24 protein-coding genes are annotated in these 24,004 nt (G+C 39.5%); 8 read left to right on the top strand and 16 right to left on the bottom strand.

Going from position 1 to position 24,004, the window contains the following annotated elements; all coding sequences use genetic code 11:
* Positions 1–87: 87 nt before the first annotated feature.
* Complete coding sequence (gene tyrS, locus PVK71_RS02085) at positions 88–1,368, bottom strand: tyrosine--tRNA ligase (RefSeq protein WP_274417209.1); 1,281 nt, start codon at positions 1,366–1,368, stop codon at positions 88–90.
* A 358-nt stretch (positions 1,369–1,726) separates the two neighbouring features.
* On the opposite strand from tyrS, the gene PVK71_RS02080 reads away from it, so the two are divergent.
* The 6 genes from PVK71_RS02080 (at position 1,727) to PVK71_RS02055 (ending at position 6,106) form a co-directional block, all read left to right on the top strand.
* A complete protein-coding gene (locus PVK71_RS02080) occupies positions 1,727–2,497 on the top strand; it encodes a phosphoribosylglycinamide formyltransferase (RefSeq protein ID WP_274417211.1) in 771 nt (256 codons plus the stop codon).
* Between the two features lie 15 nt (positions 2,498–2,512).
* Positions 2,513–2,725, top strand: a complete 213-nt coding sequence (locus PVK71_RS20475; RefSeq protein WP_443111696.1) for a hypothetical protein — start codon at positions 2,513–2,515, stop codon at positions 2,723–2,725.
* A gap of 158 nt (positions 2,726–2,883) precedes the next feature.
* Positions 2,884–3,465 (top strand): porin family protein, encoded by a 582-nt coding sequence (locus tag PVK71_RS02070; protein WP_274417212.1) that lies wholly within the window; start codon positions 2,884–2,886, stop codon positions 3,463–3,465.
* Positions 3,466–3,824: 359 nt separating this feature from the next.
* The gene (locus PVK71_RS02065) at positions 3,825–5,291 is read left to right on the top strand and encodes a sodium-dependent transporter (protein ID WP_274417213.1); all 1,467 of its coding nucleotides are present in this window, start codon (positions 3,825–3,827) and stop codon (positions 5,289–5,291) included.
* A 1-nt stretch (position 5,292) separates the two neighbouring features.
* Positions 5,293–5,388, top strand: a complete 96-nt coding sequence (locus PVK71_RS02060) for a MetS family NSS transporter small subunit (protein ID WP_274417215.1) — start codon at positions 5,293–5,295, stop codon at positions 5,386–5,388.
* A gap of 91 nt (positions 5,389–5,479) precedes the next feature.
* The gene (locus PVK71_RS02055) at positions 5,480–6,106 is read left to right on the top strand and encodes a glutathione S-transferase (protein ID WP_274417216.1); all 627 of its coding nucleotides are present in this window, start codon (positions 5,480–5,482) and stop codon (positions 6,104–6,106) included.
* Positions 6,107–6,197: 91 nt separating this feature from the next.
* On the opposite strand, the gene ptsG is transcribed toward PVK71_RS02055, so the two are convergent.
* The 14 genes from ptsG to yceD form a co-directional block, all read right to left on the bottom strand.
* On the bottom strand, positions 6,198–7,625 hold the full coding sequence (gene ptsG / locus PVK71_RS02050) for a PTS glucose transporter subunit IIBC (protein WP_274417217.1): 1,428 nt from the start codon (positions 7,623–7,625) through the stop codon (positions 6,198–6,200).
* 450 nt (positions 7,626–8,075) lie between these two features.
* Positions 8,076–8,846 (bottom strand): TatD family hydrolase, encoded by a 771-nt coding sequence (locus PVK71_RS02045; RefSeq protein ID WP_274417218.1) that lies wholly within the window; start codon positions 8,844–8,846, stop codon positions 8,076–8,078.
* Position 8,847: 1 nt separating this feature from the next.
* Positions 8,848–9,819, bottom strand: a complete 972-nt coding sequence (gene holB / locus PVK71_RS02040) for a DNA polymerase III subunit delta' (RefSeq protein ID WP_274417219.1) — start codon at positions 9,817–9,819, stop codon at positions 8,848–8,850.
* Positions 9,809–10,441, bottom strand: coding sequence for a dTMP kinase (gene tmk, locus PVK71_RS02035; RefSeq protein ID WP_274417220.1), 633 nt, complete (start codon positions 10,439–10,441; stop codon positions 9,809–9,811). The genes holB and tmk overlap by 11 nt, the downstream gene beginning before the upstream one ends.
* Positions 10,442–10,443: 2 nt before the next feature.
* Complete coding sequence (mltG, locus tag PVK71_RS02030) at positions 10,444–11,454, bottom strand: endolytic transglycosylase MltG (protein ID WP_274417221.1); 1,011 nt, start codon at positions 11,452–11,454, stop codon at positions 10,444–10,446.
* Positions 11,448–12,254: an aminodeoxychorismate lyase gene (gene pabC / locus PVK71_RS02025; protein ID WP_274417222.1), complete on the bottom strand. Its 807-nt coding sequence runs from the start codon at positions 12,252–12,254 to the stop codon at positions 11,448–11,450. The genes mltG and pabC overlap by 7 nt, the downstream gene beginning before the upstream one ends.
* Positions 12,255–12,361: 107 nt before the next feature.
* A complete protein-coding gene (gene fabF / locus PVK71_RS02020; RefSeq protein ID WP_130045536.1) occupies positions 12,362–13,606 on the bottom strand; it encodes a beta-ketoacyl-ACP synthase II in 1,245 nt (414 codons plus the stop codon).
* Between the two features lie 92 nt (positions 13,607–13,698).
* Complete coding sequence (gene acpP / locus PVK71_RS02015) at positions 13,699–13,932, bottom strand: acyl carrier protein (protein WP_017051317.1); 234 nt, start codon at positions 13,930–13,932, stop codon at positions 13,699–13,701.
* Between the two features lie 169 nt (positions 13,933–14,101).
* On the bottom strand, positions 14,102–14,836 hold the full coding sequence (gene fabG, locus PVK71_RS02010) for a 3-oxoacyl-ACP reductase FabG (protein WP_165367164.1): 735 nt from the start codon (positions 14,834–14,836) through the stop codon (positions 14,102–14,104).
* A gap of 19 nt (positions 14,837–14,855) precedes the next feature.
* Positions 14,856–15,779, bottom strand: coding sequence for an ACP S-malonyltransferase (gene fabD / locus PVK71_RS02005; protein ID WP_274417224.1), 924 nt, complete (start codon positions 15,777–15,779; stop codon positions 14,856–14,858).
* A gap of 68 nt (positions 15,780–15,847) precedes the next feature.
* Positions 15,848–16,801 carry a beta-ketoacyl-ACP synthase III gene (locus PVK71_RS02000; protein WP_130045539.1) on the bottom strand — a complete coding sequence of 318 codons (954 nt, stop codon included), beginning with the start codon at positions 16,799–16,801 and terminating at the stop codon, positions 15,848–15,850.
* A 5-nt stretch (positions 16,802–16,806) separates the two neighbouring features.
* Positions 16,807–17,832 (bottom strand): phosphate acyltransferase PlsX, encoded by a 1,026-nt coding sequence (gene plsX, locus PVK71_RS01995; protein ID WP_130048223.1) that lies wholly within the window; start codon positions 17,830–17,832, stop codon positions 16,807–16,809.
* A gap of 10 nt (positions 17,833–17,842) precedes the next feature.
* Positions 17,843–18,013, bottom strand: coding sequence for a 50S ribosomal protein L32 (gene rpmF, locus PVK71_RS01990; RefSeq protein WP_060991458.1), 171 nt, complete (start codon positions 18,011–18,013; stop codon positions 17,843–17,845).
* A 16-nt stretch (positions 18,014–18,029) separates the two neighbouring features.
* On the bottom strand, positions 18,030–18,551 hold the full coding sequence (gene yceD, locus PVK71_RS01985) for a 23S rRNA accumulation protein YceD (RefSeq protein ID WP_130045541.1): 522 nt from the start codon (positions 18,549–18,551) through the stop codon (positions 18,030–18,032).
* 297 nt (positions 18,552–18,848) lie between these two features.
* Here yceD and PVK71_RS01980 point away from each other — a divergent pair, with 297 nt between their 5' ends.
* The gene (locus tag PVK71_RS01980) at positions 18,849–19,430 is read left to right on the top strand and encodes a Maf family protein (protein WP_274417226.1); all 582 of its coding nucleotides are present in this window, start codon (positions 18,849–18,851) and stop codon (positions 19,428–19,430) included.
* Positions 19,431–19,501: 71 nt separating this feature from the next.
* Here the strand turns inward: PVK71_RS01980 and rluC are convergent, their stop codons facing one another.
* Complete coding sequence (gene rluC, locus PVK71_RS01975) at positions 19,502–20,449, bottom strand: 23S rRNA pseudouridine(955/2504/2580) synthase RluC (protein ID WP_274417227.1); 948 nt, start codon at positions 20,447–20,449, stop codon at positions 19,502–19,504.
* A gap of 443 nt (positions 20,450–20,892) precedes the next feature.
* Here rluC and rne point away from each other — a divergent pair, with 443 nt between their 5' ends.
* Positions 20,893–23,886 (top strand): ribonuclease E, encoded by a 2,994-nt coding sequence (gene rne / locus PVK71_RS01970; protein ID WP_274417228.1) that lies wholly within the window; start codon positions 20,893–20,895, stop codon positions 23,884–23,886.
* Positions 23,887–24,004: the final 118 nt, after the last annotated feature.

Genomic DNA, 24,004 nt, shown 5'->3' with positions numbered 1-24,004 from the left:
GCGAACCAATGCGGTTCGCTTTTTTTATTGTCTGAATATAAAGCAATGAAACAGAGTTATCTACTCCACCCCATTACTAATTTATTCTTATTTCCAAACGTATAAATTAAACAGTTTTTTACCACGCTTAATTACGCTGTATTTACCAAATAATGCGTCTTCTTTCTTAAGAACAGCTTCAGAATCTGCAACTTTTTCGCCGTTTACTGAAACAGCACCATTACCAATAAATTCACGCGCCATCTTATTCGATTTTGCTAGTTCAGATTGAGTCAGAACTTCAACGATAGTTTGCTCAGAAGCGTCAAGCTCAGTTGTTGGTAGACCATCTTGTGCTAGTTGTGCTAAATCAGTTTCAGTTAGTGATGCTAGATCACCAGAGAACAATGCGTCAGTAATGCGGATAGAAGAAGCTAAACCTTCCTCACCGTGAACCAAACGAGTCACTTCTTTAGCAAGTACGCCTTGACCAGCAGGACGGCCTTGAACACTCTTATCACTTTCTTCAATTGCAGCAATTTCGTCTACAGATAGGAAAGTGAAGAAACGTAGGAAGTTATATACGTCAGCATCCGCAGTACCCAACCAGAATTGGTAGAAAGCGTATGGTGATGTTTTGCTTGGGTCTAACCAAATTGTACCTGATTCAGTCTTACCAAATTTAGTACCATCTGATTTAGTTACTAGCGGTAGCGTTAAACCAAATACTTTATTGCGGTTCATACGACGAGTTAGATCGATACCACCAGTGATGTTACCCCACTGATCAGAACCACCAATTTGAAGCGTACATTCTTTTGCTTTGTTTAGCGCAGCAAAGTCATACGATTGAAGTAGCATGTAGCTGAACTCAGTAAATGAGATACCAGAACCTTCACGGTCGATACGTTGTTTTACTGATTCTTTTTGAATCATTGCATTTACGCTGAAATGCTTACCGATATCACGCATGAATTCGATTACATTGATTTCACCAATCCAATCTAGGTTATTCACCACTTCTGCGCCATTTTTCTCTTCTGTAAACTCAACAAAAGCAGAAACTTGAGCACGGATTTTATTAACCCAATCACCAACAACGTCAGACGTGTTCAATTGACGCTCTGCCGCTTTAAAGCTTGGATCACCAATTAGACCTGTTGCGCCACCAACAAGTGCTAATGGCTTATGGCCCGCTTGTTGAAAACGCTTAAGAACTAACAAAGGTACTAGGCTACCAATATGTAGGCTGTCTGCTGTCGGATCGAAACCACAATAAAGAGTACGACAGTCAGTAGAAAGGTGCTCAGCTAATTCTTCGTCTGCTGTGCACTGTGCAATAAGCCCACGAGCTTTTAAATCCTGCAATAATTCATTTGTTGCTGTCATAGATAACCTACTTGTACTCTAAATTTAGGTATAAAAAAGAAGACTCGATTTTACACATTTAGCCGCTAAATAACAGACTTTGTGAGTAAAAAGCCACTTTGAACTAACATCTATTTTATCTCCCCATTTGATTAACAATTTCCTAGTTACAATTGCTTTCAATTTCAAGAAGAAAAATTTCAAAAATTGACCTTAATTTAACGTCAAGAATTGTAATTCTGTGATGCTTAACTCAAACCAAAACAATGATAATTTTCACCTCTTGAATCTGCTAAGTGTGCCCATATTTATTTAGTAGGTGTTGCTAAGATGCAGTCTACTTAGTTGCTATTTCTTTCTGTCTTGCTAAGGAAAAAGAATGAAAAAGTTTGCCCGTGCCGCAGTCCTAATGGTTTTAGTATTTGGACGTCCTCAAGCACAAGCTTCCTCATTAATTGAGTTTATTGAACCTGATTATCAAGAAGCAAACCAATCAGAGATCGATCATCAACATGTCCTTCACAGCCTAAATGGTCTACTTTCGATTCAAAATTGGAACTATTTCTCACATCAGCCTTACGATGATTTTGATATTTTAAATTCAAAAGCACATCAAGCTCAAAGAGAACTAGAAAATCTGTGTAAAGAAACCGCTTTGATCTCTAATTCTCAGCCTCAATTTGCTGGAGTGAAGAGCGCAGAACGTGCCTTATTAAAAATTGAACAAGAGTTAAATGGTCAAGTTAACCAGTTAACTGACATAGCAAGAGCGACCATCGTTGCCGATTCAATACCTGATTTGGTGACGGCTTATGAATCAATAAATAGAGAAACAACTGTACTTAGTGTCACTAACCGTTTTGCACAGCCAGCAAAATCAGGCTACCGAGACATAAAATTACTCGTTGAATTACCAAAAACAAAACTGGTCGCAGAAATACAGCTGCATTTAAAAGACATTGCGACAGTAAAAAATGGTGCAGAGCATAAATTGTATGAAGAAATTCAAAACATTGAACGTTTAGCTCTTCTGGAAAAGCGAGAATTCACTCAGTTTGAAGATGCTCGAGTGACTAAATTGAGAGCTCTATCTCAATCACTATATACAAATGCATGGCAAACCTACTTACCACTTCAAGCACTCGCGTAATGTTTCACTATTAACATGCCAGAAACTAAAAAAGAGCAACCACTGTTTATTGGTTGCTCTTTTTATTTAATAGCGTTTATTTTTATGCCATCAAAACTAATTTATGCCATTAAAACCAAGCTTCCGAAAAAAGCTAAGCCAGAAAATACGGCTATAGTTGTAATGAGTGCAAATTTGAAATCACTATCCATAACGACTCCTTGTTATTGTGCAGTAACAAAAAATTAACACTAGTTTGAGGTATCTTCAAGGAATCAAAGAAAATTGACTGCCAAGTTGGTATTAGCATCACAATGTCAGCATAATAAATCAAACTTAGGGATAAGATCAGTCGCTATGTGACTAAATACAAATTATCAAAATTAAAACCTATTTTAGGAGGAAAAATGAAACGGACGTCATTACTGGGGCTGCTGGCCATCCTGCCTTTACCAATATTTGCTCAGGTATATCTTACACCCTCTATTGGGTTTTCTTCTGGTGGTGAGGTGACAAACAGTGCAGGAGATACTTATAAAATCAATGGAGATAACGCTTTATCTTTTGCTATAGAAACAGATTTTGATACAGGTCGTATTGGACTATTTTATAGTACTCAAAGCAGTGAGGTAAAATCACTGGGCAATAAAACGCGGTTTGATTATTTACATTTCCAAAGTGCTTTAGATTACTCCCTTACCCCTAAACTAAGTTCATTTTTAGGATTAAGCCTTGGCGCAACTTATACCGATGTCGACTGGAGTGATGAAAATTTACGCTTCTCTGCCGGCGCTTTTACTGGGTTGCAATACCACTTTACTGACAATTTTGCCTTACAGTTAGAAGCCCGATGGTTAGGCACTTCTGTTGATAGTAGTTTTGACAGCGCTTGCGTTTCTGGTTCAACACAAAGTAGATGTGTTATTCGTTATGAAGGCAGTTGGATGAATCAAGTACAAGGGAATCTTGGCTTACGATTCAGTTTTTAACTTTCTCACACCACTTATTATTTTATAAATTCCAATTAATGCGGTTACTTTCCCATCAATTGGAATTTATTTACAAAAACACAATCATTTACTTAACCTTTACTTAACAATAATACACTCTAAACATCCCACCCCAAACAAACCCATTCTCTAAAAAAAGTTACAACTTCAGCATAATTAACTAGATAGGTTACATTAAGCTACCTTTTTATCATATTGCCTTAACAAGTATTAATGGGTAATCTGCCTGTAATGCTTAGCTAATACCTCTAGTTTGAGCAAATTGATTTCAAATTTAATAGAGAATGATACTAAGTTAGCTTCATTTCTCAGGGAAAAGTTTTTAAAAGGAGTATTTTATGAAGCGTGAACAATGGGGTTCTCGTGCAGGATTTATTCTTGCTGCAGTAGGATCTGCTATCGGTCTAGGTAATATTTGGCGCTTTCCATACATGGCGTATGAAAATGGTGGCGGTGCTTTCTTTATTCCTTATTTATTTGCCATGTTAACTGCTGGTATTCCATTTATGATCATGGAATTTGGTATGGGCCATAAATTCAGAGGCTCAGCACCGCGAACTTTTGCAAAAATAAATCAAAAATACGAATGGCTTGGTTGGTTTCAAGTATTAATAGCCGCTGTTATCGCAGTTTATTACGTTGCCGTTATTGGCTGGGCAATCTCTTATTTCAGCATGTCTTTTTCTCAAAGCTGGGGCCAAGATACAAATGCCTACTTCTTTAGTGAATATTTAAAGCTAGGCGATAACTCACCAACAAAACTGGGTGGTATTCAATGGCATATTGCCATTCCTATGATTATTGCATGGAGCATAACTTTTGCAGCTATTTTTGGTGGTGTAAAGAGTGGTATCGAGCGTGCTAGTAAGGTTATGATGCCATTGCTATTTATTATGGTTATTGCGCTTATCGGCCGTATGATTTTCTTACCAGGCGCACTAGATGGTCTTAATTACCTGTTCCAACCAGATTTCAGTAAAATAACAGACCCAAAAGTATGGTCAGCCGCTTATGGTCAAATATTCTTTACGTTAAGTGTTGGTTTTGCAATCATGCTGGCTTATTCAAGTTACCTACCTGAAAAGTCTGACGTAAATAACAATGCTTTTATGACAGTATTAATTAACTGTGGATTCTCTATTATCGCTGGTATTCTTATTTTCTCTATCCTAGGAAATATGGCGCATGAACAAAGCAAACCATTAACTGAGGTCGTTAGTGCTGGTGTTGGTCTTGCATTTGTTACTATTCCAGCAGCCATCAATTTATTACCTGCGCCTTATATTCTTGGTCCTCTGTTCTTCTTTGCTTTAGTTGTTGCAGGGCTAAGTTCTCATATCTCAATTATTGAAGCCGTTACCTCTGCATTTATCGACAAACTAAAATGGTCTCGTAAAAAAGCCGCTTCTATTGTGTGTGGTACAGGGCTGGTTGTTTCTATGGCCTTTGCGACTAATGGCGGACTATTGCTGCTTGATTTAGTTGATTATTTCATTAATAACATAGCTCTACTAGCAAGCTGCTTAATTGAATTATTTATCATGGGTTGGTTGGTAAAACTTGCAGACATACGTTCACACGTAAACAAAATCTCTGAATTTACCGTTGGTAAATGGTTTGAGATCTGCTTGCGCTTTATTAGTCCTGCATTTCTAGTGGTTATTTTAGGAACTAATATTGTTAATACATTAACCGACGGATATGGTGGTTACGCTCAATCAGACTTACTATTACTGGGTTGGGGATTAATTGCTGCAATGTTGGTTGTTGGTATCGTTATTAATAAATCAAGCAAGGAGGCTTAATATGACAACTGGTGCAATCATTATGATGGTTATTGGCTTAGGTATCACGTGGGGAGGCGCGGTCTTCTGTATCCGTAAAGCGATGAACAGTAACTAGAACCTAGCCTATAACAATACAATTACTTAAAACAGATCTTCGGATCTGTTTTTTTTCGCCGTTTCATTTTAAATTAATTTAGAAGGTAAAAATGACCATTCTCTATTCATTTCGACGCTGCCCGTACGCGATGCGAGCACGACTTGGTATCGTCCTTTCCAATAAATCAGTTCAACTTCGTGAAATTATATTGAAACATAAACCCGAAGCGATGCTTTTCGCTTCCCCTAAAGGTACTGTACCTGTTTTAATTAAAAAAGATGATACTGTAATCGATGAAAGCATAGATATCATGAAGTGGGCTTTAGAGGATTCAGAATTACTATTATCAACAACAGCGTCCATGTATTTATTAATAGAGGAAAACGATCATGTGTTTAAAGGATGGTTGGATAAATACAAATATGCAGATCGCTACCCTGAGAACACAGAACTCTATTATCGTGAACAAGGGGAGCTATTTTTAGAAAGACTGGAGCAACAACTCTCTACTTCGAGAATGCTATTTAGTAATGAATACAGCTTAGCTGATTTAGCTATTCTTCCTTTTATTCGACAATTTGCGTTCGTTAATATTGAATGGTTTAACCAAAGTAAATATCAACACATACAGCACTGGCTTGCGACTTTCATTGAGTCAGATCTGTTTCTCTCAATTATGAAAAAATACCCTACTTGGCTAGGCTCAAATCAAGACATCTCATTTCCTGAAAGATAATACCTGTGCTTATCTTCGATTTTCTTCAAGCCAGAAACAGAAAAAGGAGACTCGAAAGTCTCCTTTTATTATTCATCGATAGAATCGCAAATTAGTTATGGCTAATCCACTCATTCATATCTGTTTTCAAGTTATCAGACTTAGTACCAAAGATAGCTTGAACACCAGAACCCGCAACAACAACACCAGCTGCACCAAGTTTTTTCAGTTTATCTTGGTCAACGGCTTCAACGTTTGCTACCGATACACGTAAACGAGTGATACAAGCATCAAGGTTTGTGATGTTTTCTTTACCACCGAATGCAGCAACTAACTCACCAGCAAGCTCAGAACCAGTTACTGCTACACCAGCTTCTTCTTCGTCTTCACGACCTGGAGTTTTCAGGTTCATTGCTTTAATTACAAAGCGGAATACGATGTAGTAAACAACAGCGTAAACAAGGCCAAGACCGACTAGAAGTAGCATATTCTCTGCACGTGGAGATTGAACTACAAAGTCAATGAAACCATTTGAGAACGTGTGACCGTGTACAACACCTAATGCGTTAGTTAGCATGTATGCAACACCAGCAAGTACAGCGTGGATAGCATAAAGAACAGGAGCAACAAATAGGAATGCAAATTCAATTGGTTCTGTGATACCTGTAAGGAATGAAGTTAACGCAGCAGATGCCATGATACCCATTACTTTTGCACGGTTTTCAGGTTTCGCTGAATGTGCAATTGCGATTGCAGCAGCAGGAAGACCGAACATTTTGAATAAGTAACCACCAGCTAATTGACCAAAACCATTACCCGCAGCACGAGATGCATCATCAGCAGTTAGGAAACAAGTCATGATACCATTTACTTGCTCACCAGCGCTGTTCACACAAGAACCTGCTTCGTAGAAGAATGGTACGTTCCAAATATGGTGAAGACCAAAAGGAATTAGAGAACGTTCGATTACACCGTAGATACCAAATGCCATTACTGGGTTTTGGTTTGCAGCCCAATCAGAGAACGCTGCAATTGCGCCACCAATTGGAGGCCAAATTACAGAAAGAACTAAACCTAGAGCGATAGATACAAAACCGGTAACGATTGGCACTGCTCGCTTACCAGCGAAGAAGCCAAGGTACTCAGGAAGTTGGATACGGTAGAACTTGTTAAAAGCCCAACCAGCAACACCACCAGCAAGGATACCACCAAGAACACCTGTCTCGATACCATCAACACCCATTACTGTCGCCATCACTTTAAGTGTAGCAACCATAATACCGTAACCAACAACAGCAGCTAGACCAGCAACACCATCATTGTTTGTAAAACCAAGTGCCGTACCCACAGCAAATAGCAGAGCCATTTGACCAAATACAGAACCACCAGCTTGTTCCATTAAGTGAGAAACCACTTCTGGAAGGAAACTAAAGTTGGCAGCACCAACCCCTAAAAGAATACCAGCTACAGGAAGTACTGATACAGGCAGCATAAGCGCCTTACCAACTTTCTGTAGATTGGCAAAAAGGTTTTTAAACATGTTTTGCTCCTAATCATTATAAATACAATTGAAACATTCAATTACTAACTAGCTTGTTACGGCAATATCCCCCTCGCCTAATATAACTAACATAATTGTAAGTAATCGTGTCTCTAATCAAACTGTCGCTAAATATAGACCTATGTAAAAACAGTTTCTAGCATGTTTTCATTTATTGTTTTAAAACCCTGCAGTGATCACAAAAGCAAGGCGTAGCAAAAATAACAAAAAAAATGCAACGTTACCATAAGTCACTGATTACAATTAATAAAAATAAAAATAAGCAGGCCAATAAATGTTATTTTTAGCAACAAAAATAGATAGTATAAATAAACAGCTACCGCAACCGATTACTTAGAATTTTATTAACGAAAACCTGCAAAAAATCAAGTTTATAAAAAAAAGAGAAACATAAGCCTCTCTTTTGATTGTTTTGTGAACTAATTTAATTTATTTGTTCAAAAAAAGATTTTTGAAATTATTCGTCGTTATTTGAGCAACTTCTTCAAAGGATTTCCCTTTTAGTAGGCCAATATACTCAGCAACTTCTCTAACATATGCAGGTTGATTCTCTTTTCCTCGATAGGGAACAGGTGCTAAATATGGAGAATCGGTTTCAACTAAAATACGCTCTAACGGCAAACGACGAACCACATCTTTCAATTCAGTGGCTTTATTAAACGTAACAATGCCTGAAATTGAAATATAAAAACCTAAATCCATTGCCGCTTCAGCAAACGCCCAGTCTTCAGTAAAGCAGTGAATAACACCACCACATTTGTTTGCTTGACCATTTTTTAGAATTGCTAAGGTATCTTCTCTAGCTTGTCTTGTATGGATAATTAATGGTTTATTGTACTCAACAGCCACCTCAACTTGTTGTTCAAACAAGTCGCGTTGACGAGACGCGCTTTCAGGCTGATAAAAATAATCTAACCCCGTTTCACCAATAGCAATAACACGATCATTGGCCGCATATTGACGGAAAATAGATAAATCAAATTCCGATTCCACATCTAATGGATGAATACCACAAGACGCATGAACTTCAGGGTGATCTTTGATCATTTCCATCATATTGGGAAAAGCATCTAAAGTAACACCTACGGTTAGAAACTGCTCTACTCCACGTAATTTTGCTTTTTCAAGTACATCACCCACATTAGTATGCAGATCATTATAATTTAACTTGTCTAGGTGACAGTGTGTATCAACTAACACATTATTCTCCAATAAACTCAAATAACCACTGAGTTAATAATAGTTCTTTGTTTAAGCCCGGATGATCATTGAGTTGTTGCCTTAGCGCATTTAGACTCAAATATTGCTTATAGATAAGGTTAGAAGAGATGCTTTTTGCTAGTCTCTCTACCGTCTCTTTTTCATCACAATGAATCCAATCAGTTACAATTCCTAACTGTCGTTTCTGTATATCAGACAACAAGTAACTTAACCAACATAAGCCTTCATCCTCTAATTTTAGCAAGGTTTTAACCACATCGGCTGTATTACAAAAAGAGGATTGAACACAAACACTAAAGTGTGAAAGAAGCTGCTGATGGCTTACTTGTTTCTTATCTTGATAAAAGCTCTTCACCGCTAGCGGTAAATATCGATTCAAAATAATTGACTGTGTATTTACCGTTAGTTCTTCAGTTTCGAGTAACCATTGAGTAATCACTTCAGCACTGATCACTGGCTGTTGCCAAGTTTGGCAGCGACTGCGTATTGTTGGTAATAAATGATGCAAAGAGCTAGCAAGTAAGACAAATTGGCAGTTTTTCGGTGGGGCTTCTAATGTTTTTAGTAATGCGTTTGCAGCAGACTCTGTCATTTTTTCTGCAGGTTCGATAATAATCATTCGCTTAGCGTTAAATTGCGATGACTCTAGTGCCCATGAATTACATTGACGGATCTGTTCTACAGAAATCGATTTACCTTCCACTTCTGGTTTAATCCAGTGTAAATCAGGATGATTACCAGATTGAATCAAATCACAACTATGGCAGAAACCACAAGGTTCAGTGCCTTGAGTTAAACAAAGTAAAGTATCAGAAAAATACTGAACTAATTTATCTCGCCCAGTCCCTTCTGGCATTGCACATAAGATAGCGTGAGGCAGCCTATCATTTGCAATAAGCTGCTGCCATTGATGCCAAATATCTTCCTGCCAAGGATAGAGTTTAGTTGCCATTAGTCACTAACCATGTTTCCAGCGCATTCACGATAGAGCGAGTTACCGTATCTAAATCTTGTCCCGCATCAATAGTAATAATACTTTCATCGCTGTTTGCGAACTCTAAGTAACGTTCACGGCTTCGTTCAAAAAAATCTAATTTCATTTGCTCAATTCTATCAAGCTCTCCACGAGCAGAAGCTCTTTGTAATCCAAGCTTAGGGTCAATGTCCATGTAAATGGTTAAATCTGGTTTGAAGTCGCCTAGAACCGTGTCTCTCATCGTTTTCATTAAATTACGATCAAACCCACGACCACCGCCTTGGTATGCCTGCGACGATAAATCATGACGATCACCGACGACCCACTCACCTTTTGCAAGAGCAGGTTTAATCACATTTCCAACTAACTGTGCGCGAGCAGCATACAACAATAGCAATTCAGCCATGTCTGTTAACGGTTCATCTGGGTGCCCTTGCTTTACCAGTTCTCTCATTTTTTCAGCAAGAGGTGTTCCGCCTGGCTCTCTTGTTGTTACAGGGTTTTCAATACCATGCTTAGCTAATGTGGCTAATACATTTTTAATAGCCGTACTTTTACCAGCGCCTTCTAGGCCTTCGATTACAATAAATTTAGACATGATTAATTTCTTAATGTTCTTAAGTAAGCTCTAACTGCTTTGTTATGCTCTACTAATGATTTAGTGAATTTATGACCACCTGTACCATCAGCAACAAAATAAAGATAACGACTCGTTTCTGGATGTAATGCTGCTTTTATCGATGCCGGGCCCGCCATTGCAATCGGTGTTGGGGGTAAGCCATTAATGGTATAAGTATTGTATGCCGTTGGTGTTCGGAGATCTTTCTTGCGGATATTACCGTCGTATTTATCACCCATACCATAGATAACCGTTGGATCAGTTTGTAAACGCATTCCACGCCTTAGGCGATTAACAAACACAGATGAAACTCGTTCTCTTTCAGAATCGATAGCGGTTTCCTTTTCAATGATAGAGGCTAAAATCAACGCTTCATAAGATGATTTTAAAGGTAAATTAGCTGATTTCGTTTCCCACTCAGTATCTAATAATGTCACTAGCGCATTATGAGAACGCTCTAAAATATCAAAGTCACTCATGCCTGCCGTATAATGGTACGTTTCTGCTAAGAAAAGACCTTCTAATTTAGACCGTTTAATGCCTAATTTACTCGCAATGTCTTCTTCTGACATTCCTTCAAGTTCATGTTCTAGGTAAGGCGCTTGTTCTAGTTGTTGTTGCCACTCAGAAAAACGACTGCCTTCAACAAAAGTAATTGAGAATTGATGCTCTTTACCCGTTTTTAATTGAGTCAGTACTTCTGCTAACCTTTGATTTGGTTCAACCCAGTACGTACCCGCTTTTATATTGGTTAATTGAGGGCTTAGTTTATGAGTAAATCGAGCCCATTGAGTGTCCGATATCCATTTCTTTTCTTCAAACTGACGAATGAGTTTTCGGTAACTTGTTCCTGATTTAACTTCAACAAGTTGAGCTTTCTCTAGCATTACAGGTTGTTGAGTAAAATTAATTGCCTGCTGATAAGCCCAAAAGCCAGCACCAAGTGCAGCTACCGCCAAAAATAAAATAATGATAATAAGTTTTTTCAACACGAGTACAGTTTCTCCTGAAACCAATAAGTTAATGTATGCTTGGTAAAATGAATGTCTTTGATTTTATTAATAGGTACAATTTCAAATAAAGAGTTAGTGATAAATACTTCATCAGCAACAGCTAATGTATCAAAATCACAATGTACTGATTCAATCCCGATATGATGAAGGCTCGCAATCTTCTTAATATGCGCTTTCATCACACCTTCAACACCTGCTAATGATAAATCTGGAGTGAATAGTTTATCATTCTTAACCCAAAAAAGATTACCTATAGATGTCTCAACGATATTGTTACTAATATCGAGAACAATAGCATCGAGATAATCTGTTTTAGATATTGATTGCTTTATTAGTACCTGCTCTAGGCGGTTTAGGTGCTTCATTCCAGCTAATAATGGATTTAGTCCCAACTGAATATCTGATACACCTAAATCTATCCCTTTCTGCTTCCATTCTTTGTAATAAATAGGAAGAGAAAAAGTGGATACAATAACTTGAGTATTATCGCAATCTTGAGGGGAATAGCCTCGCCCCCCACTTCCTCTAGTAATTAACACTTTAATGCCACCACTAATTACTTTCGTTGCAAGCTCAGTGATTTGTTTATCAAGTGTATTCCAATCAGGCTCTGTAATATTTAAGCGTATTGCAGAGGTTTTAAGTCGGTTTAGATGCAGATCCCACAAACAAACTTTCTTATTTAATACCTTCATGGTGCTAAAAAAACCATCACCATACTGAGTTGCTCGGTCACTTATGGGAAGTGATTCAGATTCCATTCCATTAACCCAAAACATGACAGCTCCTAACCACTGATAAATAAAAAGGCGGTTTGATATAATATCAAACCGCCTTTAAAGTGTAACTGACTCTTGGAAACTAATTAAGTCTCACAAACAAGTTATTACATTTTCTTGAAGATCAGTGAACCGTTTGTGCCACCAAAGCCAAATGAGTTACAGATAGCATATTCCATATCAGTAACTTTACGAGCCGTATGTGGAACAAGGTCAATATCTAAACCTTCTTCTGGATCGTCAAGGTTGATCGTTGGTGGAACGATTTGATCAACCAAAGACATCGCTGTAATGATTGCTTCAACAGAACCAGCAGCACCTAGTAAGTGACCTGTCATTGATTTTGTTGACGATACTAATACTTGTTTAGTACCCGCTTCACCAAGAGCACGCTTAATGCCTTTAACTTCCGCAACATCACCTGCAGGTGTCGATGTGCCGTGTGCATTTACATAACCGATTTGCTCACCCGTTACGCCAGCGTCACGCATCGCTGCTTCCATTGCTAGTGCACCACCAGAACCATCAGGTGTTGGTGACGTCATATGGTAAGCATCACCGCTCATACCAAAACCAACTAATTCACAGTAGATTTTCGCACCACGAGCTTTTGCGTGTTCGTATTCTTCAAGAACCATCATGCCAGCACCATCACCTAGAACAAAACCATCGCGGTTTTTGTCCCAAGGACGAGACGCGCCTTGAGGGTTTTCATTATTTGTTGATAGTGCTTTTGCAGCACCAAAACCGCCCATACCTAGCTCTGTAGATGCTTTTTCTGCACCACCGGCTAGCATTGCATCAGCATCACCATAAGCGATCATACGAGCCGCATGACCAATATTATGAAGACCTGTAGTACAAGCAGTTGAAATTGCGATATTAGGACCACGTAGACCGCGCATAATCGACATATGACCTGCGATCATATTAACGATGGTTGAAGGCACGAAAAACGGACTGATCTTACGAGGACCTTTTTCACTAAATGCTTTGTAACCAGCTTCAATTAAGCCAAGACCACCAATGCCTGAACCAATTGCAGCACCAATACGATGAGCATTTTCTTCAGTAACTTTAAAACCCGAGTCATCTAATGCCTGAATGCCAGCAGCTACGCCGTATTGGATAAATAAATCCATCTTACGAGCGTCTTTCTTAGACATGTACTCTTCAGCATTAAAGTCTTGAACTAGACCTGCAAAACGAGTAGTAAACTCAGTGGTGTCAAAGTGCTCGATATTAACGATACCACTTTGGCCTGCTAACAGCGCTTTCCAAGATGCTTCAACAGTGTTACCCACCGGTGTTAGCATACCCATGCCTGTAACAACTACACGACGTTTGGACACGATATATTTCTCCGGAATTATTTGAAATTTAGATAGGGATTGTAGCGTATTAAAAACTCAGGCGGTCAAGATGACCGCCTGGAGGGTATTTCTTACTGTGCGCTAGTTACGTAGTCGATAGCAGCTTGAACAGTAGTGATCTTCTCAGCTTCTTCATCTGGAATCTCAGTGTCAAACTCTTCTTCTAGAGCCATAACTAGTTCAACTGTATCTAGTGAATCTGCACCTAGGTCATCAACAAATGATGCTTCGTTTTTAACTTCAGCTTCATCCACACCCAGTTGCTCAATGATGATTTTCTTTACGCGTTCTTCAAGATTGCTCATTTTAATTTTCCTAATTACAGACTTCGCTGATTTGCGATACTTGCTGTATTCTATTCATTAATAAGAAAGTTGCAAGGCTAAGATTGCTGGTCAAACCACGAAATTCGTGATTTTTAGTGCAATATTGACCCAAAATTGACCTAAGTCACCCTTAAACCAATTTTAGTGATTAAACCATGTACATGCCGCCATTCACATGCAATGTCTCGCCTGTGATATAAGCCGCTTCTGGAGATGCTAAAAATACAACTGCAGCTGCGATTTCTTTAGGATCACCTAAACGACCAGCAGGTACTGATGATAGTGTTGCAGCTCGTTGGTCATCATTCAAGGCTTTTGTCATGTCTGTTTCGATAAAACCTGGAGCGACAGTATTCACCGTTACACCACGTGAAGCTACTTCACGAGCCATCGATTTAGTAAAGCCAATTACGCCTGCTTTTGCAGCAGCATAGTTAGTTTGACCTGCGTTACCCATAGTACCAACAACAGAACCTACGTTGATAATGCGACCATTACGTTTTTTCATCATGCCACGAAGTACGGCTTTAGATAAACGGAAAATAGACGTTAGGTTGGTATCAATAATATCCATCCACTCATCATCTTTCATGCGCATAAGTAGGTTATCACGAGTAATACCCGCATTATTCACTAAGATATCAATCGCACCAAACTCATCATTGATGGTTTTTAGTACTTCAGTTACAGATTCTGCATCTGTTACATTCAAAGCAAGACCTTTACCGTTCTCACCTAGATATTCACTGATAGCAACTGCGCCATTTTCAGAAGTTGCAGTACCAATAACCGTTGCACCGCGAGAGACTAATTGCTCAGCAATAGCGCGACCAATACCGCGACTTGCGCCAGTAACTAAGGCAATTTTGCCTTCTAAATTCATCATTTACTATTCCCTTTAATTACTTAGCAGCTTCAAGAGAAGCGGCATCATTTACCGCTGCTGCGCTAAGTGATTTAACGATTCGTTTAGTTAAACCAGTAAGAACTTTACCTGGGCCAACTTCATATAAGGTTTCTACGCCTTGCTCAGCCATTGTTTCTACTACTTCTGTCCAACGTACAGGGCAGTATAGTTGACGAACAAGTGCATCTTTAATTTTTGCAGGATCTGATTCGGCAGCAACATCAACATTGTTGATAACAGGCAGTACTGGTGCTGAAAATTCAATGCTTTCTAGCGCTACCGCTAGTTTGTCAGCCGCAGGTTTCATTAGTGCGCAGTGAGAAGGTACTGATACAGGTAACGGTAGTGCACGTTTTGCACCCGCTTCTTTACATAATACGCCTGCACGCTCTACTGCATCTTTGTTACCAGCGATAACAACTTGACCAGGAGAGTTAAAGTTAACTGGAGAAACCACTTCTCCTTGTGCAGCTTCATCACATGCTTTTGCAATTGCTTCATTATCTAAACCAATAATCGCATACATTGCACCAACACCAGCAGGTACTGCTTCTTGCATCAGTTGACCACGAAGCTCAACTAATTTGATTGCATCTTTAAAGTTAATAACACCTGCACATACAAGTGCTGAATATTCACCAAGGCTATGACCAGCTAAAACAGAAGGTTGTGCTAACCCTTGTTCTTGCCATACACGCCATAAAGCAACAGAGGTCGCTAATAATGCAGGCTGAGTACGAAAAGTCTGATTTAGATCTTCTGCAGGACCATTTTGAACAAGTGACCATAAGTCATAACCTAATGCTTCTGATGCTTCAGCAAAAGTTTTAGTTACCACTTCGTGTTGCTCACCTAGTTCAGCAAGCATGCCAACAGCTTGAGAGCCTTGACCTGGAAAAACGATAGCAAAATTGCTCATGAATATTATTTCCTTTAAATAAGCACATAAAAGAAGCTAGATCATCAAACAGATGTCTAGCTCTTCACTTAAAACTTAACGAGTGCAGAACCCCAAGTGAAACCACCGCCGAATGCTTCAAGCAATAACGTTTGGCCACGTTGAATTCTGCCATCACGTACCGCTTCATCCAATGCCGTTGGCACTGTTGCAGCCGAAGTATTACCGTGACGATCGAGAGTAACAACAACCTGATCCATCGACATTGATAGCTTCTTCGCTGTTGCTTTAATAATTCGTAAATTAGCTTGATGTGGAACTAACCAATCAAGCTCAGACTTATCCATTTGGTTTTCTTGAAGTGTTTCTTTCACCAAATTAGAAAGCTGTGTAACGGCAACTTTAAAGACTTCATTACCAGCCATATGTAGCCATTTGTCTGCTTCTTCATTTTGTCGAGAAGGGACAGGTAAAGAAAGTAATTCACCGAACTTACCATCAGCGTGCAAGTGAGTTGAAATAATTCCAGGCTCTTCACTTTGGCCAATAACAACCGCACCGGCACCATCACCAAATAAGATAACCGTAGAGCGGTCTTCAGGATCACAGGTATGAGATACTGCATCAGAGCCAATAACAAGTACGTTTTTTGCCATACCCGTTTTGATATGTTGATCAGCAACACTCAATGCATAAACAAACCCTGAACAAGCTGCCGATAAATCAAATGCTGGACAGCCCTGAATTTCTAATAACCCTTGGACTTCACAAGCCGCAGAGGGGAATGAATATGTTGGTGTGCTTGTCGCTAAGATAATAAGATCAATATCGTTCTTATCTATACCGGCCATTTCAATTGCATTTACAGACGCAATATGACCCATAGTCGCTACAGATTCATTTTCACCGGCAATGCGACGTTCACTAATACCAGTTCGAGCTAAGATCCACTCATCACTAGTATCGACCATTTTTTCTAAATCCGCGTTTGTGCGAATTTGTGCTGGTAAATAGCTACCAGTACCTAAAATTTTGCTATACATGAAGACTAATAATGCCTCTCGAGTAAAACTGCCTCCAAGCGATCACTAATACGGTTAGGTATTTGTCGCTTGACCTCATGAACCGCTTCCTTGATGGCATTGTTAAAGGCAGAAATATCTGCACTTCCATGACTTTTCACAACAATGCCGCGCAATCCTATCAGACTTGCGCCGTTATACTGGTCGGGGTTCAGCTCTTTTAAGCTAGAAATGACATCACCAAAGAGCCATTTCGCTAAAATTTGTTTGAATTTTGATGTAACTAGATGTGATTTTAGTTGATCTAAAAATAAATGTGCAACGCCTTCACTGGTTTTCAGACAAACATTGCCGACAAACCCGTCACAGACTACTACATCTGCAATGCCTTGATAAAGCTTATCACCTTCGATATAACCAATAAATTGAATATCTTGGCATTGATGCAGCATCTCAGCACAACGTTTTATTTGATCATTACCTTTTATTTCTTCTTCACCAATATTCAATAATGCGACTTTCGCTTTACGCCCTAAGGATTGTTCTGCTAATTCAGAACCCATTACGGCAAATTGAAACAGGGTTTCAGCATCACATGACACATTAGCGCCAAGATCTAACATCCAAGTACGTTGATTATTTTTCGTTGGTAATGGACTGATCAATGCTGGGCGTTCTACACCAGGAAGAAGTTTTAGAGTAAAACGAGATAATCCCATTAGTGCCCCAGTATTACCTGCGCTAATACACGCTTGGGCATCTTTACTGGAAACTAAATCAAGGGCGACTCTCATTGAGCTACCACGACTGTGTCGAAGCGCTTTTGAAGGTGGTGTATTATTGCCAATAACACTATCGCTATGGACAATTGAAAATCTAGAGCTGGGGGTATAATTTAGATGTGCTAATTGTGTAGAAATCGCATGACGATCTCCAACAATAGTGATTTTTAGCTCTGGGAATTGTGACAATGCCTGCACGGCGGCAGGCACTGTAACTTGGGGACCGAAGTCCCCACCCATCGCATCAATTGCAATGGTTAGCTGCTGCAAAGCGTCAACCTTACTTGTTGATTACCTTGCGGCCACGGTAGTAACCGTCAGCTGTAACGTTGTGACGAAGGTGAGTTTCGCCACTAGTTGCGTCTACAGATAATGCACTTGTAGTTAGTGCATCGTGTGAACGACGCATGCCACGCATTGAACGTGATTTCTTGCTCTTTTGTACGGCCATGGACCCTACTCCTCAATTACTGTTGTTTTAAAGATTTTAAAACATCAAACGGATTCGGTTTCTCTTCCTCTTCAGGAATTTCACCAAATACCAAATTGTTAGATTTGACCTGACAGTCTTTTATGTCATGCATAGCGACTTGCGGCAACGCTAGAATGAACTCATCAGTTACCAACTCAACGAGATCAACTTCACCCATTTCATTTAAATCTACAAGCTCATATTCCTCAGGAATTAGAGCTGCCTTTTCTTCGCTTAAAAAAGGCGTACACTTAAATGATACATTTAGGTGATGTTCAAAATTTTCATTACAGCGTTGACATTCCAACAACACGGTGACGTTAGCTTTACCAGAGATAACGGCTAGTCGTTGTTCGTCAACTTTAAATGACATAGTGACTTCAGCATCACTTTTCACATCTACAGTAGATTCAGCCAAACGCTTTAAAATATTAGATTGGATGATTCCATCGTAGTCTAATCTTCGTTGAGCGGTTTGGAATGCATCAACTGTTCGTGGTAATTTTACCTTTTGCATAGGGCGCGCATCTTATCTTTCTAAAGCCTTCGAGTCAAAGAAAAATGGCAAAAATTATGCTTTTTTTCTTCCCAGTTGCTATTTCAGCAGAGTTATACCAATGTAATTAATTAAGTGATCTATTTATTACGTAGGAAAACCACTTAAGAGTAAGACAAAAAATATGATAAGTAGTTATTCTACAAGCCTATTTTTTAACGCAGCTATTAAGTGATTTAACCAGTAATAATGAGCAGATAATTACTGGAATTGGTATCACTAATAATAAACGAAAAATTTAAGAAGAAGAACCTACTTATGCAATCAAAACTCATTCTAGCCTCAACATCGCCTTTTCGACGTTCGATCTTAGAGAAGATCCAGTGTCCTTTTGATGCAATTTCACCCGTTTGTGACGAAACTCCGCTTAATAATGAATCACCTAAAGAACTAGTCACTCGATTAGCGGAACAAAAAGCACGCTCTTGTGGAATAGAAGATCCACACCATTTGATCATTGGATCCGACCAAGTGTGCATTATCAATGGCGATATTATTGGAAAACCACTGACTCGCGAAAAAGCCATTTCCCAACTTCAAAAAGCCAGCGGCCAAATCATTACCTTCTATACAGGGTTATCTTTATTAAACACCACCACAATGGTTGCTGAAACCCTTTGTGAAGAGTTTCACGTACACTTTCGATCATTAGATACACAACAAATAGAAAGCTACGTAGATAAAGAGATGCCACTTCATTGTGCAGGAAGCTTTAAGTGTGAAGGACTAGGAATTGCGTTATTCAATAAATTGGAAGGAAAAGATCCCAATACATTAATTGGTCTTCCTCTGATCACATTGATTGATATGCTAGATCGTCAAGGATTTTCAGTGCTTTAGTTTTTATATAACAAGTACAAAATGCGATAAGTGCCTATAACACTTATCGCTACCATTGCATTAGTGCGTAACTATTTTTTAGCTCGTAAGCCTTTTAGTACTCGTTCTAATTTGTTTTCCATTGGTGCGCTAATATCCATTAACTCTTCCGTACTTGGGTGAGTAAATTTGATATTTGCCGCATGCAAGAACAATCGATCCAAACCAAACTGTCCAGAATAAGCATCAAATCGTCTGTCACCATAACGATCATCCCAACCAATAGGATGGCCAGTATATTGGGCGTGCACACGGATTTGATGCGTTCGACCGGTAATTGGGCTTGCTTGGATTAAGGTCGCTTGTTCAAATTTTTCTAAAATTTTAAAGCGCGTCTCAGAAGGCTTACCATTCGGATTAACTCGAACAATACTGTTCACTTCATTTTTTAGCAAAGGTGCATTCACGACCTTACATGTGCTTTTCCACTGTCCCATCACTAATGCAAAATAGTATTTTTGTACTGTCTTATTGCGGAACTGCTCTTGTAGTCGTCGTAATGCTGAACGCTTTTTAGCAACAAGTAGAATGCCAGAAGTATCTCTATCAATTCGGTGAACAAGCTCTAAAAAACGCGCATCAGGGCGTAAAGCTCTTAATGCTTCAATTGCACCGAATTTAAGACCACTGCCACCATGAACCGCTGTGCCTGAAGGTTTATTCAATATTAGAAGGTGATCATCTTCATAAATAATACAACTTTCAAGCTCAGACACTTTAGCTAATTTAACACTTGGTAAATCAGGCGCTGTAGGTTCTGGTACTTTTACAGGAGGAATACGAACCATATCGCCCTCTTGTAATTTGTACTCTGGTTTAATGCGTTTTTTATTTACGCGAACTTCACCTTTACGCACAATTCGATAAATCATGCTTTTAGGGACATTTTTTAAGCGGGCAAGAAGAAAATTATCGATTCGTTGCCCTGCAAAATCGTCATCAATATCGACGAATTGCACTTTAGGTTTATCATCAGTCATTTCTACATTCTACTGTCTTAATTCTAATTGATGAACCTTTTTTAGCTCACTTTCAAATAATGAAGATTGCTGCGGTTTAATCTGACTGTTATAGTTAGCCCCTGAAATTAGCCCAGATGGCTATTTCTTCACCTTGGTGAGCATAAAAGCACCAAAAGAACTAAAAATATACTGCTCGAATGCGGTGATGCGGCAATTGGCGTAAGACATCTATACTGCTTTGAGTTTTTTTGCTTGTTATGCCTAAACCATTTTTTATGTTTTAACGACCGCGAATAATTGCGGATCAGCACTATTTTATCGATAGTGTTGATGTGGATTGTGCCCTAGAGCATCCCTGAGTTCCAGCCGTGAGGCTGCACATGTAATCAGCCTTGGGATCTGGCACCATTTGAAATGGAAGTGGACAAACAAGCTCGACAATTTGTAATGAGTATTCCCTAATGAAAAGAATGTTGATTAACGCAACCCAAAAGGAAGAGTTGCGCGTCGCATTAGTTGATGGCCAACGCCTTTTTGATCTAGATATCGAAAGCCCTGGTCACGAATCTAAGAAAGCAAATATTTATAAAGGCAAAATCACACGTATCGAACCAAGCTTGGAAGCAGCTTTTGTTGATTACGGTGCTGATCGCCACGGTTTCCTTCCCCTTAAGGAAATTGCAAAAGAATATTTCCCTCAAGGTTACACTTATCAAGGCCGTCCAAATATCAAGGACGTTTTGAAAGAAGGCCAAGAAGTAATTGTTCAAGTTGAAAAAGAAGAGCGTGGCAACAAAGGCGCTGCTTTAACAACTTTCATTTCTCTTGCTGGTAGCTATCTTGTTCTTATGCCAAATAACCCTCGAGCTGGCGGTATTTCTCGTCGTATCGAAGGTGAAGAACGCACTCAACTTAAAGCAGCATTAAGTACATTAGAACTACCTCAGGGTATGGGTCTAATTGTTCGTACTGCTGGTGTTGGTAAATCTGCAGAAGAACTTGAGTGGGATTTAAACGTACTCCTAAATCATTGGGAAGCGGTTAAGCACGCATCAGAATCAAATCAAGCACCTTTCCTAATTCACCAAGAAAGTAACGTTATTGTTCGTGCAATCCGCGATTACTTACGTCGTGATATTGGCGAAATCTTGATTGATAGCCCAAAAATCTTTGACCGTGCTCGTCAACACATTCAACTTATTCGCCCAGATTTCTTATCTCGCGTTAAGCTGTATGAAGGCGAAATCCCACTGTTTAGCCACTATCAAATCGAAAGCCAGATTGAATCTGCTTTTGAGCGTGAAGTGCGCTTACCATCTGGTGGTTCTATTGTTATTGACCCAACAGAAGCACTGACATCAATTGATATCAACTCAGCTCGCGCAACGAAAGGCGGTGATATCGAAGAAACAGCATTAAATACAAACTTAGAAGCAGCTGATGAAATTGCACGTCAATTACGTCTACGTGATCTAGGTGGCCTTGTGGTTATCGACTTCATTGATATGACGCCAGTTCGTCACCAACGTGAAGTAGAAAATCGCATGCGTGAAGCGGTTCGTATGGATCGTGCTCGTGTTCAAATCGGTCGTATTTCTCGTTTCGGTCTTCTAGAAATGTCTCGCCAACGCTTAAGCCCGTCTTTAGCTGAAGCAAGTCACCATATTTGCCCTCGTTGTACGGGTACTGGTGTTGTTCGTGATAATGAATCACTAGCACTGTCTGTTTTACGTTTAATTGAGGAAGAGTCTCTAAAAGACAATACAACTCAAGTTCTTGCCGTTGTTCCTGTTTCTATTGCTTCTTACCTGCTCAATGAAAAACGTCGTTCAGTTCAGCACATTGAAAAATTCCACAATGTTCGTGTAATCATTGTTCCTAACTCTGATATGGAAACGCCTCACTTTGAAGTGATTCGTATCCGTGATGGTGAAGAACAAGAAATGCTTTCATACCTTCTACCTAAGAAACTAGAAGCGTTACGTGAAGCAGAAGCAAAAGAAGCCCCTGCGGTTAATATTGCTCCTAGAAAACGCGAAGAACCTGTTCTTCAAGGCTTCAGTGCTCCAGCTCAAGCAGCTCCAATTGCGAAAGTACAAGAAACAAAAGCACCAGAAGCAAAAGCAACAGCTGAAGAAAAACCGGGTATTATTAGTCGTTTCTTCACTGCGATTGCAAACTTCTTCTCTGCACCAGAAGCAACACCTGCTGAAACTGAGAAAAAAGTAGAAGAAGAAAAACCAACTCAGCGTCGTAATCAAAACCGTAATAATGATCGTCGTCGTAACGAAAATGGTCGTAATAACCGCAACAATCGTCGTAACGGTAATGATAACCGCAACAACAACAACGAAAATCGCACTGATAATCGTCGTGGTAAAAAAGTTGAAGATAATGCAACTAAGCCAGTTAAAGTAGCGGCTGAAAGCAAACCAACGAAACAACCTAAAGCTCGTAAGGAAATTGCAGAGCAAGGGCTTCAATTAGCAGCAGAAGCACAACAAGTACCTGTGCAACCTTCTGATAAACCAGCTGAAAAACGCGAAAAAACGGTTCAAGTTAAGCAACGCCGTCAACGCCGTCAGTTGCAAAAGAAAGTACGTACAGGTAAAGCAGTAGAAGCGGAAGTAGAAGTTCCTGTTGAAGTAGTAGCAACAACAGAAACCCAAGCACAAGTAACTACGCCTGCAGAAGCAAATACTGAGAAGAATACAGAACGTAAAGAAGGCCAACGTCGTAACCGTCGTTCACCTCGCCACTTACGTGCAAGTGGTCAACGTCGTCGTCGCCGTGATCGTCGCCCTGTGAATCCTGCTCGTCTATTTGCTGGTGTTGCGTCTCCTGAAATGGCGATGGGTAAAGCTTACCCTGACTATGCTCGCATCTTAGAGATGAAAGAAGCAAAACGCCAACAAGAGAAGTTCATTGATAATGAAACTCAAAATGCACAAGACCAAGCAAGTCAAACCACTACAGTAAAAGCTCAAATCGGTGGTGTTGCATTCCCTGAAATGGCTATGGGCAAAGTATTACTGCCTTATGTTCCTGCTAATAAAGCAGAAGCAATAATAGAAACACCTGTGGTTGAACATGTTATTGCTGAAGCGCCTGTAGCAACAACTCAAGCTGAGGCTCCAGTAATTAATGAAGCACCAGCAACTGCAGAAGCACTAATAGCGGAGCAGAAGGTTGAAGTAAAAGAAGCTCCTGTAACTCCTGCTGAAATTGCAGTAGTTGAGACATCAGCACCAACGACGACTGTTGTTGCTGAAAAGCCTCAATACAAAGGTCACGCTTCTTCAGGAATGACTAAAGCAACAGGTCCAACAGAGATTAAAGAAATCACTGTTACGGCTGCTGCATTTAGAACTGAGCGCTTTGAACCAAAACAAGCTGGTAGTCAAACAGCCACTTCTCAAGCAAGTGCAGCAATGGCGAAAACAGCGGGTTTATAATTTTTTAGGCAAACGCCTTTAAAATAAATAACCAATAAAATTAAGCAAGTTACGTTTCGATGTAACTTGCTTTTTTTATATCTAATTCCGAATATACATTGAAGTTCATCACGCTTTT

This window comes from Aliivibrio sp. S4MY1 (assembly GCF_028765545.1).
Taxonomy (GTDB): Bacteria; Pseudomonadota; Gammaproteobacteria; order Enterobacterales; family Vibrionaceae; genus Aliivibrio.
This window is presented reverse-complemented; position numbering and strand designations above follow the sequence as displayed.

Coding starts and splice junctions, on each gene's coding strand:
- PVK71_RS02000 (WP_130045539.1), bottom strand. CDS start 16,801: ATGTATAGCAAAATTTTAGGTACTGGTAGCTATTTACCAGCACAAATT.
- acpP (WP_017051317.1), bottom strand. CDS start 13,932: ATGAGCAATCTTGAAGAACGCGTAAAGAAAATCATCATTGAGCAACTG.
- fabG (WP_165367164.1), bottom strand. CDS start 14,836: ATGAATTTAGAAGGCAAAATTGCCTTAGTTACTGGCGCAAGTCGCGGT.
- PVK71_RS02070 (WP_274417212.1), top strand. CDS start 2,884: ATGAAACGGACGTCATTACTGGGGCTGCTGGCCATCCTGCCTTTACCA.
- PVK71_RS20475 (WP_443111696.1), top strand. CDS start 2,513: ATGCCAGAAACTAAAAAAGAGCAACCACTGTTTATTGGTTGCTCTTTT.
- tmk (WP_274417220.1), bottom strand. CDS start 10,441: ATGTCTAAATTTATTGTAATCGAAGGCCTAGAAGGCGCTGGTAAAAGT.
- yceD (WP_130045541.1), bottom strand. CDS start 18,551: ATGCAAAAGGTAAAATTACCACGAACAGTTGATGCATTCCAAACCGCT.
- PVK71_RS01980 (WP_274417226.1), top strand. CDS start 18,849: ATGCAATCAAAACTCATTCTAGCCTCAACATCGCCTTTTCGACGTTCG.
- pabC (WP_274417222.1), bottom strand. CDS start 12,254: ATGTTTTGGGTTAATGGAATGGAATCTGAATCACTTCCCATAAGTGAC.
- holB (WP_274417219.1), bottom strand. CDS start 9,819: ATGGCAACTAAACTCTATCCTTGGCAGGAAGATATTTGGCATCAATGG.
- PVK71_RS02080 (WP_274417211.1), top strand. CDS start 1,727: ATGAAAAAGTTTGCCCGTGCCGCAGTCCTAATGGTTTTAGTATTTGGA.
- PVK71_RS02065 (WP_274417213.1), top strand. CDS start 3,825: ATGAAGCGTGAACAATGGGGTTCTCGTGCAGGATTTATTCTTGCTGCA.
- fabD (WP_274417224.1), bottom strand. CDS start 15,779: ATGAGCAATTTTGCTATCGTTTTTCCAGGTCAAGGCTCTCAAGCTGTT.
- rpmF (WP_060991458.1), bottom strand. CDS start 18,013: ATGGCCGTACAAAAGAGCAAGAAATCACGTTCAATGCGTGGCATGCGT.
- PVK71_RS02055 (WP_274417216.1), top strand. CDS start 5,480: ATGACCATTCTCTATTCATTTCGACGCTGCCCGTACGCGATGCGAGCA.
- ptsG (WP_274417217.1), bottom strand. CDS start 7,625: ATGTTTAAAAACCTTTTTGCCAATCTACAGAAAGTTGGTAAGGCGCTT.
- rne (WP_274417228.1), top strand. CDS start 20,893: ATGAAAAGAATGTTGATTAACGCAACCCAAAAGGAAGAGTTGCGCGTC.
- tyrS (WP_274417209.1), bottom strand. CDS start 1,368: ATGACAGCAACAAATGAATTATTGCAGGATTTAAAAGCTCGTGGGCTT.
- PVK71_RS02060 (WP_274417215.1), top strand. CDS start 5,293: ATGACAACTGGTGCAATCATTATGATGGTTATTGGCTTAGGTATCACG.
- rluC (WP_274417227.1), bottom strand. CDS start 20,449: ATGACTGATGATAAACCTAAAGTGCAATTCGTCGATATTGATGACGAT.